Raw genomic sequence first — 13,082 nt, forward strand, 5'->3', positions numbered from 1 at the left:
TGCAAAATCAATCTCAATAACAATTTCAAAATTAAAATCTCAAAACAATTTTTCTGAACACATATTAAAGAAATCAGATATTTATTAAAAATATAACATCTTATATCTAATTTCGAATGTAAAAAACCTTAATATCGGATAATATGTTTTTTTAATACAAACGATATTAATATCTTTGTGTCATAAAATAAATAAATATGTGGAATATCGATTTATCTTACCGAGAAGAATTTCAATCAACTTTCGATAGATTGTATGATAAACTAGCTGTGCTTAATCAAAATAGACCACTTCCATATTCCGCTATTTCAAAAATTAAAGAGTCACTTTCTATAGAATGGACCTATAATTCTAATAGTATTGAAGGTAATACACTTTCACTTCGAGAAACACAAATGGTACTTCAAGATGGCATTACTGTTAAAGGAAAATCGTTGCGAGAACACTTTGAAGCAAAAAATCACGAACATGCAATTAATTATTTATATCAAATTATTAATGATGATTATGTTTTAAGAAGTATTGATATTTTATCACTCCATGGTTTAGTATTGCGAACTATTGAAGATGATTTTGCAGGGAGAATTAGAAATGCTGGTGTAAGAATTACTGGATCTAATTTTATGCCGCCTAATGCAAATAAAGTTTCTGACTTGTTAGATGAATTAATTCTATTTGTAAATGAAAATCCTTTACAATTAAATGATATTGAGTTGGCAACTATTTTTCATCATAAATTAGTTTGGATTCATCCTTTTTTTGATGGAAATGGAAGAACGGTTCGTTTAGCTATGAATTTATTACTCATGCGAAAAGGTTTTCCGCCAGCCATCATCTTAAAAAACGATAGAAAAAAATATTATGATGCATTAAATCAGGCTAATAATGGTAATTATCAAAAATTAACGTTATTAATGTGTCAAGCTTTAGAAAGAACGGTTAATATTTATCTAACTTCTATTCCTAGCGAAAATGATGAAGATTATCAGTCGATAGCAAATATCGTTAGTGAACCTAATTCACCTTACAGTCAAGAATACGTTAGTCTATTAGCGCGTCAAGGAAAAATTGATGCCTATAAAGAAGGTAGAAATTGGGTTACCACAAAAAAAGCAATTAATGATTACATCAATAATAGACAGAGAAAGCGTTTGCTATAACACTTTCTTTTTTTATTTTCTTCACAGTTGTCTACTATAAAAATCAGTTTGAAATCAGTATCTTTGCGTTTTGCCAAAAATTATGCAACACACAACTGAAGAAACTATCGAAATTATTGGTGCCAGAGCCCATAATCTTAAAAATATTGATGTATCTATTCCGCGTGAGAAACTGGTGGTTATTACAGGTTTATCGGGTTCCGGAAAATCGTCTTTAGCATTTGATACAATCTATGCTGAAGGTCAGCGAAGATACATCGAAACGTTCTCTGCTTATGCACGTCAATTTCTTGGCGGTTTAGAGCGTCCTGATGTGGATAAAATCGACGGACTTTCACCTGTGATTGCTATTGAGCAAAAAACCACAAGTAAATCGCCTCGTTCTACTGTGGGAACAATCACAGAAATATACGACTTTTTAAGGTTATTGTATGCTAGAGGAGCAGATGCTTTTAGCTACAATTCGGGCGAAAAAATGGTTTCATATTCTGATGATCAAATAAAGCAGTTAATTGTTGAAGATTTTAATGGAAAACGCATTAACATTTTGGCGCCAGTTGTTCGTTCTCGTAAAGGACATTATCGCGAATTATTTGAGCAAATCGCTAAACAAGGTTTCTTAAAAGTTCGAGTAAATGGTCAAATTCGTGATTTAGAATTTGGCATGAAAGTCGATCGATATAAAACCCACGATATTGAAATTGTTATTGATAGAATGGCTATTGATACTGAAGAAGATACAAATAAACGTTTATCGGAAAGCATCAAAACAGCTATGTATCATGGTGATGATGTCATGATGGTAATTGAACAAGAAAGCCAGGAAGTACGCTTTTATAGTCGTAATTTAATGTGTCCTTCTTCCGGAATTTCATATCCAAATCCAGAACCTAATAATTTTTCATTCAATTCGCCAAAAGGAGCTTGTTCTAGTTGTAACGGATTAGGAACTGTGAATGAAATCAATCTTCAAAAAATCATCCCAAATCCGAAATCATCAATTAAAAATGGTGGTTTTGCACCTTTGGGCGAATATAAAAGTTCTTGGATTTTTAAGCAATTGGAAATTATTGCACAAAAATATGATTTCAAAATAACCGATGCTATTGCCGATATTCCGCAAGATGCAATGAATATGATTTTGTATGGCGGAAATGAAAAATTCTCAGTCGTATCAAAGGTTATGGGGATTACTAAAGATTATAAAATTGATTTTGAAGGAATTTCAAACTTCATTAAAAACCAATACGATAATTCTGATTCGGCAAGTATTAAACGTTGGGCAAAAGAATTTATGGACGAAAATGAATGTCCAGAATGTAAAGGAACACGTTTAAGAAAAGAATCATTGTATTTCAAATTAAACGGAAAAAATATTGGCGAATTAGTGCAAATGGATATTGCCGAATTATCGGAATGGTTTGCTGATTTAGATAATCATTTATCTGAAAAACAAAAAGTTATCGCAGTCGAGGTTGTTAAAGAAATTACAGCACGATTACAATTTTTGTTAGATGTTGGTTTGAATTATTTATCACTTAATCGTAGTTCAAAATCGCTTTCGGGTGGTGAAGCACAACGTATTCGATTGGCCACACAAATTGGTTCGCAATTAGTTGGTGTTTTGTATATTTTAGATGAACCAAGTATTGGTTTGCACCAAAGAGACAATGAAAGATTGATTAAATCTTTAGAAAGTTTACGCGATATCGGGAATTCCGTAATCGTGGTAGAACATGATAAAGATATGATTGAACGTGCTGATTATGTGATTGATATTGGTCCGAAAGCAGGCCGTTTTGGAGGTCAAATCATTAGTAAAGGAACACCAAAAGAATTATTGAAAGAAGATACGATTACCGCACAATATTTAAACGGTAAAATGAAGATTGAAGTGCCAAAAACGCGTAGAGAAGGCAACGGAAAGTCAATTAAATTATCAGGTGCTACAGGAAATAATTTAAAAAATGTTTCCATCGAAATTCCGTTAGGGAAATTAGTCTGTGTAACCGGTGTTTCGGGAAGTGGAAAATCAACATTGATTAACGAAACCTTGTATCCGATATTAAATACGCATTTTTTCAATGCGGTAAAGAAACCACAACCTTATAAAAAAATTGAAGGTTTAGAGCATATTGACAAAGTAATCGACATTGACCAAAGTCCGATTGGAAGAACACCGCGTTCAAATCCAGCGACTTATACGGATGTGTTTTCAGAAATTAGAAGTTTATACACACAAACACCAGAAGCGATGATTCGTGGTTATAAACCAGGAAGATTTAGTTTTAATGTAAAAGGAGGTCGTTGTGAAACCTGTGAAGGTTCAGGTGTGAGAACGATAGAAATGAGCTTTTTACCTGATGTTTATGTGGAATGCGAAACCTGCATGGGAAAACGTTTCAACAGAGAAACATTGGAAATTCGCTACAAAGGAAAGTCTATTTCTGATGTATTGAATATGACAGTAGATGAAGCGGTTGAATTCTTTGAAAATATTCCGAAAATCTATCGAAAAGTAAAAACGATTCAAGATGTTGGATTAGGTTATATTACATTAGGACAACAAAGTACAACGCTTTCTGGTGGAGAAGCCCAACGAATTAAATTGGCAACCGAATTATCTAAAAAGGATACAGGAAATACATTTTATATTTTAGATGAGCCTACAACTGGATTGCATTTTGAAGACATTCGAGTTTTAATGGATGTAATTAATGTATTGGTTGAAAAAGGAAACACGGTTTTAATTATAGAGCATAATTTAGATGTTGTTAAATTAGCAGACTATGTAATTGACATTGGGTATGAAGGTGGAAAAGGTGGGGGAGAAGTTGTTGCTAAAGGAACTCCAGAGGAAATTGTAAAAAATAAAAAGAGTTATACTGCACAGTTTTTGAAAAAAGAATTATCTTAGCAATCTAATTACTACACACAACAACACTGCTAAAAATGTAATTAAAATAACCTAATAGTTTGTTTATAAACAAATTAACTTAAATTATTATGGCAGCAGATCAATACGAAAACGAAGATCACAGAATTCAAGAGAAATTCAAACAAAAAACATGGAACGAAATACGTTCAAATGATTCTTGGGCAATTTTTAAAATTATGTCTGAGTTTGTAAATGGTTATGAATCAATGGGAAGAATAGGTCCTTGTGTCTCTATTTTTGGTTCGGCAAGAACAAAACCAGAAGATAAAAACTATTTATTAGCAGAAAAAATCGCTTTTAAAATCAGTAAAGCTGGTTATGGTGTAATTACGGGTGGTGGTCCTGGAATCATGGAAGCTGGTAACAAAGGAGCGCATTATGGAGGCGGAATTTCGGTAGGTTTAAATATCGAATTGCCTTTTGAGCAACACTTTAATCCGTATATCGATAAAGATAAAAACTTAAATTTCGATTACTTCTTCGTAAGAAAAGTAATGTTTGTAAAATATTCGCAAGGTTTCGTGGTTATGCCAGGAGGTTTTGGAACATTAGACGAGTTATTCGAAGCGGTAACATTGATTCAGACTAAGAAAATTGGAAAATTTCCTATTATTTTAGTAGGTTCAGAATTTTGGTCTGGATTATTAGATTGGATTAAAACCGTTATGATTGACAAAATGAAAAATGCCAATCCAGATGATTTAAATTTAATTCAAATTGTAGATACCGAAGATGAGGTGTTAGATGCTTTAGATAACTTCTACAAAAAATACAATTTATCACCTAACTTCTAAAAAGCTAAAAGTCCTTCATTTGAAGGACTTTTTTATTTTAAAATGAATTCTCTTATTTTTTGAATTACGGTTTCATCACCTAAAATCTTACGATGACCTAAACCTTCGGTTATCATGATTTCAGATTGTTTCAAATGCTTTTGAATATTGTAAGCTGCCTTTATCGATACATCATCGTCATTTTTATCATGAATAACTAATACAGGAATATTTGTTTTTTCAGCTGCTTTGTAAGCGGAATAATCGTCCATTTTTCCACCATATTTCGTTTCAAAATAATCTCTTAATTTAATTCCAAATTCAGGTTTTAATTTTAGTTTAAGTATAAAATCATCAATGATATCTTGAATAATATCGCCACTTCCTAATGTTACCGCTTTTTTAACTTGAAGATTTTGTTTAATTGCATTTAAAACCGACATACCGCCAAGAGAATGTCCTATTGCAAATTCAAATGGTCCAAATTGTTTGTCGATTTCTAAAATAGAAGCAATAAATTCAATCATAATAGACGAATTTCCTTTCGATTTTCCATGTGCTGGAGCATCAAAACTAATGGTCATATAACCCATTTTTAGCATTTCATCTGCTATTTTAACTAATTGTGTTCCTCTACCAGACCAACCATGAACTAGTAAGATTTTCTTTTCACTCTTTCCATATTCATAAACCACAATTTCTTTTTGAATTTCAGGAACTAAAATACTTTTTTGAACGCTTTCACGTTCCATATGTAGTTCTCGTTTGGGTAATTTGTGTTTTATTGGCGTTGTAAAAAGTTTGGCTGCAAACTTTGTGGTAAGAGAAGGTGAAACAGCTTGCAAAAATTTTGCTGTAAACAAAATAGCTTTTGGAATTTCAATTACTTGAGCTTGTTTTTGTTTGTTTTTTGGCATTGTATTAATTTTTCCGCAAGTTACAACTTATATAAAATCTGACTTAAAAATAGAATATAAATTATAGTTAAAAATCAAACTAAAAGGAATAGGATTTTAGTAAGTTCAGAATAAAAAAATGTAAATTTGTCAAAATAAATTATTTGGTTATGAATATAAAATTTAAAATCGTTACTCTTTTTGTTTTAGCTTTAGTTGTTTCTTGTGCTAAGAACCCTTTTACGGGAAAAAGTACCTTGGCTTTAGTTCCAAATAGCGAAATTTTGCCTTCAGCTTTTCAGCAATACAATCAGTTTCTGTCTGAAAATAAAGTAATCAATGGCACTTCAGATGCTAAGAGAGTAGAAACTGTTGGTACTAAAATTAAAGTAGCAGCCGAAAGATGGTTAAATGCTAATGGAAATACAGGGTATTTAGATGGTTATGCTTGGGAATATAAATTAGTTGACAGTAAAGAGGTGAATGCTTGGTGCATGCCAGGTGGAAAAATTGTGTTTTATACAGGTATTATGCCAATTTGTAAAGACGATTCAGGAATGGCTACTGTAATGGGACATGAAGTGGCGCATGCATTAGCAAATCATGGACAACAAAGAATGAGTGCAGGTGTATTACAACAAGCAGGAGCTGCTGGTTTGGCTGTTGCTACGGGTAATAAATCTCAAGAAACGCAACAATTGGCTATGACTGCGTATGGAGCAACTACTCAATTTGGAGGGATGTTACCTTTCAGTAGATCGCACGAAAGCGAAGCCGACATGATTGGTTTAACTTTAATGGCAATTGCAGGATACAATCCGGATACTGCTGTAGCATTTTGGGAAAGAATGGCGGCACAATCAGGAGGTCAATCTCCACCAGAATTTATGAGTACTCACCCAAGTAATGCTACTCGTATAGCAAAAATTAAAGAATTAATTCCTCAGGCTAAAGCAGAAGCAGCCAAGTTTGGCGTTACGTTTAAATAATTAAAAAAAACTATTATATTTGAATCCCAACATTGTTGGGATTTTTTATTTTAAAACAAATGCTATGCAAAAACTTCAAAAAGGCGATTCAAAACTGCTAAACGCTTGGGCTTTTTATGATTGGGCAAATTCGGTCTATGCTTTGGTTATTTCTTCTACAATTTTCCCATTGTATTATGGTGCTTTGTTTCGTCAAAAAAACATTGAAGAAATTGTATTGTTTGGTTTTTCAGTTCGAAGCGAAGCTTTAATAAGTTATGTAACCGCATTAGGTTTTTTAATTATTGCTTTTATATCGCCATTATTATCTGGAATTGCTGATTATATGGGAAATAAGAAGTTTTTCTTGAAACTTTTCTGTTACATTGGAGCTATCTCTTGTATGTCATTGTACTTCTTTTCTTTAGATACAGTGGTTTTAAGTTTGGTTTCTTATTTATTAGCATTAATAGGATTTTGGGGAAGTTTGGTGTTTTATAATTCGTATTTACCCGATATCGCTCATAAAGAACAACAAGATGCAATTAGTGCAAAAGGATTTAGTTTAGGGTATGCCGGCAGTGTTGTTTTATTACTTGTTTGTTTAGGAATGGTAATGTTAGTTGATGATTCTCATAAACTTCAAATGATGCGTAATTCCTTTATTTTAGTTGGAATTTGGTGGATTGGTTTTAGTCAGTATACCTATTATTACTTACCTAACAACAAAAATGAAAACAAACTTCATAAAAATATAATTTTTAATGGCTTTAAAGAGTTATTAAAAGTTTGGAAACAAATAAAGGAATTAAAAGCCTTGCGACGTTATTTAGGTGCTTTCTTCGTTTACAGTATGGCTGTACAAACTATTATGATTATTGCTGCTTATTTTGGGGAAAAAGAAGTGAAGTGGGGAAGTGATACTAATAGATTTATTGGATTGATTATAAGTATATTAGTAATTCAAATTGTGGCAATTAGTGGTGCGTTGATTACTTCAAGATTAGTTCTAAAATATGGAAATATTAAAGTATTAATACTTTTAAATTTCTCTTGGATTTTAATTTGTACGTATGCTTATTTTGTAATCACACCAATTGATTTTTACATAGCTGCATTTTTCGTAGGATTAGTTATGGGAGGAATTCAATCTTTGTCGCGTTCCACATATTCTAAATTTATACCTGATGGAACAAACGATACAACTTCTTTTTTCAGTTTTTATGATGTAGCAGAAAAAATAGGAATTGTAATCGGCATGTTTACTTACGGATTTATTGCAGATGTAACAGGTAAAATTCAAAATGCCATTTTATTTTTAATTTTATTTTTTGTTGTTGGGCTACTTTTATTACTCAGAGTACCCAATAAATAAAATATCTTTTTATATTTGAGGACTTTTAAAATTTAATTATGAAATCTATAAAATCAATTTTATCACTTTTAGTTTTATCAATAGCATTTGTAACTATTTCATGTGATAATGAACCTATTGATCCAGCAATTGATATTTCATCAAGTTCATCGATTACCGGAACTTATTACATGACTGCTTTTAATTCTTCAATTCCTACCGATTTGAATGGAGATGGTTCTGCTTCAACTAATCAAATGAATGAAACTAATTGTTTTAATGGTAGTTTCATTACGCTGAACAGTAATAATACTTTTGTTGCGGATAGTAAAGGAATTGATATTAATACAAATGGAACAACTTCAACAATTGAATGTTTTGATGAAGGAAATTTCACTGGAACTTGGGCTTTATCTGGTAATCAATTATCAATAACTTATATAGACGGAGGCGTTGAATATACAGATTTTGCAACTTTAGCTGGAAACACGATAGTTTCAACAGTTCAAAATGGAGAAGTTGTAGGAACTACTTCGGGTGGAGAACCAATTTATTTGACATCAAATCTTCAAATAGTTTTTACCAAATAAACAATTGATGTAATATAATTTAAATCCCGATTGTTTCGGGATTTTTTTATGGCATGCATCTTGAACTATTACTTTTGAAATTACTATTTAAAATCATTTTATAAATTGATTATCAGTTTGATAACGATTTTCTATGTAAATTTGAAAAGTAGTTGTTTTTATTTAACACTGACAAAAAGACCATAAATATTATTATGCCAAATCAAAAAATACTAGCGCTTGACAATTTGTCACTTCAAGAAATGGATCCAGACGCAGAATTAATTCCATTAATGACGCCAGAGGACGAAGAAGAAATGAATAATGAGGCTTTGCCTAAAGATATTGCTATTTTACCTTTACGAAACACTGTTTTATTTCCTGGTGTTGTAATTCCTATTACAGCCGGAAGAGATAAATCGATTAAATTAATTAATGATGCCAATGCCAAAGGAAAAATTATTGGTGTTGTAGCACAAATTGATGAAAATGAAGAAGATCCAACACCAAATGATGTACATCATATTGGTACGGTAGCGCGAATTATGCGTGTTCTTAAAATGCCTGATGGAAATACAACCGTAATTCTTCAAGGGAAAAAACGTTTTGAAGTAGAAGCTTTTACACAGGAAGAACCTTATTTAAAAGCTACAATTAAAGAAGTTTCAGAGGAACGCCCAGACGATAAAAATGTAGAATTCAAAACGATTGTTGATGCAATAAAAGAATTAGCAATTCAAATCATAAAGGAAAGTCCAAATATTCCTACAGAGGCTACTTTCGCTATTAAAAACATCGAAAGTAATCCGTTTTTAATCAATTTTGTTTCATCTAACATGAATCTTTCAGTTGATGAAAAACAAAAGTTATTATCGATTCCTAATTTAAAAGATCGAGCGCTTGAAACTTTACGTTTTATGAATTTGGAGCTTCAAAAATTAGAAGTTCGAAACGATATTCAGTCTAAAGTTCGTTTTGATTTAGATCAACAACAACGCGAATATTTCTTACAGCAACAAATGAAAACCATCCAAGAGGAATTGGGCGGTGTTTCGTATGAAGCTGAAATTGAGGAAATGCGCGCTAAAGGTTTAAAGAAAAAATGGGACGATAATACGGCAAAACATTTTGAAAAAGAATTGTCTAAATTGCAACGTACCAATCCAAACTCTCCTGATTTTGGAATTCAACGCAATTATATTGAGTTGTTTTTAGAATTACCTTGGAACGAATTTACCAAAGATAATTTCGATTTAAAACGCGCGCAAAAAATCTTAGATAGAGATCATTACGGATTAGAAGAAGTAAAAAAACGTATTATCGAACATTTAGCAGTTTTGAAACTGAGAAATGATATGAAATCGCCAATTCTTTGTTTATACGGACCTCCAGGTGTGGGAAAAACTTCTATTGGAAAGTCGGTTGCAGAAGCATTAGGTAGAGAATATATCCGAATGTCTCTTGGTGGTTTACGTGACGAAGCAGAAATTCGTGGTCACCGTAAAACTTATATTGGTGCAATGCCAGGACGAATTCTTCAAAATATTAAAAAAGCAAAAACATCAAATCCAGTATTTGTTTTAGATGAAATAGATAAATTATCTTCTAGTCATAATGGCGATCCTTCTTCTGCCTTATTAGAAGTTTTAGATCCAGAGCAAAACAAAGAATTCCATGATAATTTCTTGGAATTAGGGTACGATTTGTCTAAAGTAATGTTTATTGCTACTTCAAATAGTTTATCTCCAATTCAACCAGCGCTCCGTGATCGTATGGAAATCATCGAAATGACGGGATATACCATTGAAGAGAAAATCGAAATCGCAAAAACACACTTATTGCCAAAACAATTAAAAGAACACGGATTAACGGCTAAAGATTTACAAATTGGTAAAAAACAATTAGAAAAAATCGTAGTAGGTTATACGCGTGAATCGGGAGTGCGTGGTTTAGAGAAGAAAATTGCTCAAGTGGTGCGTCATGCAGCAAAATCAATTGCAATGGACGAAACCTATAATGTTAAAGTTTCAGATGCCGATATTTTAGAAGTATTAAAATCGCCTCGAATGGAACGCGATAAATACGAAAATAATGATGTGGCTGGAGTTGTTACAGGTTTAGCATGGACATCTGTAGGAGGTGATATTTTATTTATCGAATCTTTAATTTCAAAAGGAAAAGGAGCGATGACGATGACCGGAAATTTAGGAATTGTCATGAAAGAATCGGTTACCATTGCTTTAGAGTACATTCGCGCGAATGCTGAATCTTTAGGCATCAATCCTGAAGTTTTAAATAATTACAATATTCACATTCACGTGCCAGAAGGAGCCACTCCAAAAGATGGTCCTAGTGCCGGAATTGCTATGTTAACTTCAATGGTATCTTCATTTACTCAAAAAAGAATTAAGAAAAATATTGCCATGACAGGAGAAATAACGCTTCGTGGAAAAGTGTTGCCTGTTGGCGGAATTAAAGAAAAAATCTTAGCAGCTAAAAGAGCTAACATTAAAGAAATTATTTTGTGTAAAGAAAACAAACGTGATATTGAAGAAATTAAACCCGATTACATTGAAGGTTTAACATTTCATTACGTGGATAAAATGTGTGAAGTTTTAGCTATTGCAATCACTGATCAGAAGGTTAAAAATGCTAAAGTTTTAGAAACTAAAAAGTAATTTTAAAAACAATATTTTAAGAAGAGGTTGTTTAGAAAGTTGTGATTATGTCATTCTGAATTTATTTCAGAATCTAAATTTTTGATATTCAATTATTTATAGAAGCTGAAACGAGTTCAGCTTGACAACAATAGACTTTTAGAACACCCTCTTCTTTTTTTGTTTACTAACCGATATAATTTTATCTTCGCAGTTGCGTTATAAGTAAGATTAACAACATAAAATGCTAAGAAAAACTCTATTCCTTTTATTATTTCTGCTATCGGCTACTGGTTTTAGTCAAATAGGAGGTAAAAGTGTATATCAGTTTTTAAATTTAGCACAATCTCCCAGACAAGCTGCTTTAGGTGGAAAAACGGTTACAGTAGTTGATTACGATGTTAATCAGGCATTTTATAATCCGGCTACAATTAATATTAAAATGCACAATCGTTTATCTGCAAATTACGGAAGTTATTATGGCGAAGTGTCCTACGGAACGGCTGCTTACGCGTACACTTATGACCGACATTTACAAACCTTTCACGCAGGAATTAGTTATGTTAATTACGGAACTTTTGAAGGTAGAGACGAATTTGGTAATTTAACATCCGATTTTACAGGGAGTGAAGCTGCATTATCGCTTGGTTATGCTTATAATTTGCCATGGACAGATATGTATGTGGGTGCCAACGCAAAATTAATTTCATCTACATTAGAAAGTTATAATTCATGGGGAGCTGCAGTAGATTTAGGATTTTTATATGTTGATTATGATAACGACATTAATTATGGGTTAACGGTTAGAAATTTAGGATTTCAAATTAAACCTTATGAAGATACCAATGAAAAACTTCCTTTAGCTATAGATGCTGGAATTTCACAATTAATGGAAAACGTTCCTATTCGTTGGCACATGACTTTTGAAAATTTGCAACAATGGAATATTGCTTTTTCAAACCCAAATAGAGCAGAAGGTAGTTTGGATGGAGGTTCTGAAGAAGAAAAAGTGTCTTTTTTTAACAATGCTTTACGCCATTTAATTTTAGGAGCTGAATTGTTTCCAGAAAAAGGATTTAATATTAGATTAGGGTATAATTTTAGAAGAAGCGAAGAGTTACGAATTTTAGAACAACGTAATTTTTCAGGAATTTCTGTTGGTTTTGGAATTCGATTTGGAAAGGTGAAATTTGATTATTCGTATTCAAGATATACCGTAGCAGCCAATACCAGTTTGTTTGGTTTGATGATTGATTTGGAGTAGAGATGAGTGATTAGTGAAAAGTAATTAGTGATTAGCTTAAATATGTTTTAATCATTTGCTTATTGTTATTTAGTTAAATTTAAAAAATATTTTAATGAAAAAAAATATATTACTAATCTTATCATTTTTAATTTTTTCATGTGATGAAATGAACAAAGAATATTCATTTAAAGGAAAAGATATTAACATGGCAGAAGATGGTTCTCCTTTGCATCATCCAAATTATGATTCTGTTGAGAAGTATCGATCATCCATCAGGAATTTTGAAAAAGAGGTTTTGAATGATTCAACTGTAATTAAGTTTAATATCTATTCAGATTGTTGTCGAAATCCAAAGGATAATGTAAAATATTCTAATGATACGATTTTCATTTTTTCAGGATTTGAAAAAGGCTATTTGTGTGATTCTTACTGTCAATATTTGTTTGAATATCATTTCCCAAATGAAGTAATCAAGAATAAAAAAATTATTGTAAGATAAAATTTTGAATAGTATCAACTAT

The 13,082-nt window shown here is 31.8% G+C and carries 10 protein-coding genes; 9 read left to right on the forward strand and 1 reads right to left on the reverse strand.

From position 1 onward, the window contains the following. Positions 1 to 197 precede the first annotated feature (197 nt). The 3 genes from GFJ99_RS09700 to GFJ99_RS09710 all read left to right on the forward strand — a co-directional run bounded on the left by GFJ99_RS09700 (position 198) and on the right by GFJ99_RS09710 (position 4,892). Positions 198 to 1,160, forward strand: a complete 963-nt coding sequence (locus GFJ99_RS09700; RefSeq protein ID WP_153208537.1) for a Fic family protein — start codon at positions 198 to 200, stop codon at positions 1,158 to 1,160. 82 nt (positions 1,161 to 1,242) lie between these two features. Further along, positions 1,243 to 4,077: an excinuclease ABC subunit UvrA gene (uvrA, locus tag GFJ99_RS09705; RefSeq protein ID WP_153208538.1), complete on the forward strand. Its 2,835-nt coding sequence runs from the start codon at positions 1,243 to 1,245 to the stop codon at positions 4,075 to 4,077. An 89-nt stretch (positions 4,078 to 4,166) separates the two neighbouring features. Next, positions 4,167 to 4,892 carry a TIGR00730 family Rossman fold protein gene (locus GFJ99_RS09710; RefSeq protein WP_008257488.1) on the forward strand — a complete coding sequence of 242 codons (726 nt, stop codon included), beginning with the start codon at positions 4,167 to 4,169 and terminating at the stop codon, positions 4,890 to 4,892. 32 nt (positions 4,893 to 4,924) lie between these two features. Here the strand turns inward: GFJ99_RS09710 and GFJ99_RS09715 are convergent, their stop codons facing one another. Then, the gene (locus GFJ99_RS09715; protein ID WP_153208539.1) at positions 4,925 to 5,788 is read right to left on the reverse strand and encodes an alpha/beta hydrolase; all 864 of its coding nucleotides are present in this window, start codon (positions 5,786 to 5,788) and stop codon (positions 4,925 to 4,927) included. 149 nt (positions 5,789 to 5,937) lie between these two features. Here GFJ99_RS09715 and GFJ99_RS09720 point away from each other — a divergent pair, with 149 nt between their 5' ends. The 6 genes from GFJ99_RS09720 (at position 5,938) to GFJ99_RS09745 (ending at position 13,060) form a co-directional block, all read left to right on the forward strand. Beyond that, the gene (locus GFJ99_RS09720) at positions 5,938 to 6,756 is read left to right on the forward strand and encodes a M48 family metallopeptidase (RefSeq protein ID WP_008257492.1); all 819 of its coding nucleotides are present in this window, start codon (positions 5,938 to 5,940) and stop codon (positions 6,754 to 6,756) included. 64 nt (positions 6,757 to 6,820) lie between these two features. After that, positions 6,821 to 8,110 (forward strand): MFS transporter, encoded by a 1,290-nt coding sequence (locus GFJ99_RS09725; protein WP_153208540.1) that lies wholly within the window; start codon positions 6,821 to 6,823, stop codon positions 8,108 to 8,110. A gap of 38 nt (positions 8,111 to 8,148) precedes the next feature. Continuing rightward, on the forward strand, positions 8,149 to 8,679 hold the full coding sequence (locus GFJ99_RS09730) for a lipocalin family protein (protein ID WP_153208541.1): 531 nt from the start codon (positions 8,149 to 8,151) through the stop codon (positions 8,677 to 8,679). A 194-nt stretch (positions 8,680 to 8,873) separates the two neighbouring features. Then, entirely contained in the window at positions 8,874 to 11,336 is a 2,463-nt protein-coding gene (gene lon, locus GFJ99_RS09735; RefSeq protein ID WP_153208542.1) for an endopeptidase La, read from the forward strand. 223 nt (positions 11,337 to 11,559) lie between these two features. Continuing rightward, entirely contained in the window at positions 11,560 to 12,579 is a 1,020-nt protein-coding gene (gene porQ / locus GFJ99_RS09740; protein WP_153208543.1) for a type IX secretion system protein PorQ, read from the forward strand. A gap of 94 nt (positions 12,580 to 12,673) precedes the next feature. Beyond that, on the forward strand, positions 12,674 to 13,060 hold the full coding sequence (locus GFJ99_RS09745) for a hypothetical protein (protein ID WP_153208544.1): 387 nt from the start codon (positions 12,674 to 12,676) through the stop codon (positions 13,058 to 13,060). The last annotated feature ends 22 nt before the right edge of the window (positions 13,061 to 13,082 follow it).

The organism is Flavobacterium sp. LMO6 (assembly GCF_009495795.1).
Taxonomy (GTDB): domain Bacteria; phylum Bacteroidota; class Bacteroidia; order Flavobacteriales; family Flavobacteriaceae; genus Flavobacterium.

Excerpts from the sequence above, each read along its gene's own strand:
- GFJ99_RS09710 (WP_008257488.1), top strand. The coding sequence starts at position 4,167 with ATGGCAGCAGATCAATACGAAAACGAAGATCACAGAATTCAAGAGAAA.
- GFJ99_RS09725 (WP_153208540.1), top strand. The coding sequence starts at position 6,821 with ATGCAAAAACTTCAAAAAGGCGATTCAAAACTGCTAAACGCTTGGGCT.
- GFJ99_RS09715 (WP_153208539.1), bottom strand. The coding sequence starts at position 5,788 with ATGCCAAAAAACAAACAAAAACAAGCTCAAGTAATTGAAATTCCAAAA.
- uvrA (WP_153208538.1), top strand. The coding sequence starts at position 1,243 with ATGCAACACACAACTGAAGAAACTATCGAAATTATTGGTGCCAGAGCC.
- lon (WP_153208542.1), top strand. The coding sequence starts at position 8,874 with ATGCCAAATCAAAAAATACTAGCGCTTGACAATTTGTCACTTCAAGAA.
- GFJ99_RS09720 (WP_008257492.1), top strand. The coding sequence starts at position 5,938 with ATGAATATAAAATTTAAAATCGTTACTCTTTTTGTTTTAGCTTTAGTT.
- GFJ99_RS09745 (WP_153208544.1), top strand. The coding sequence starts at position 12,674 with ATGAAAAAAAATATATTACTAATCTTATCATTTTTAATTTTTTCATGT.
- GFJ99_RS09730 (WP_153208541.1), top strand. The coding sequence starts at position 8,149 with ATGAAATCTATAAAATCAATTTTATCACTTTTAGTTTTATCAATAGCA.
- porQ (WP_153208543.1), top strand. The coding sequence starts at position 11,560 with ATGCTAAGAAAAACTCTATTCCTTTTATTATTTCTGCTATCGGCTACT.
- GFJ99_RS09700 (WP_153208537.1), top strand. The coding sequence starts at position 198 with ATGTGGAATATCGATTTATCTTACCGAGAAGAATTTCAATCAACTTTC.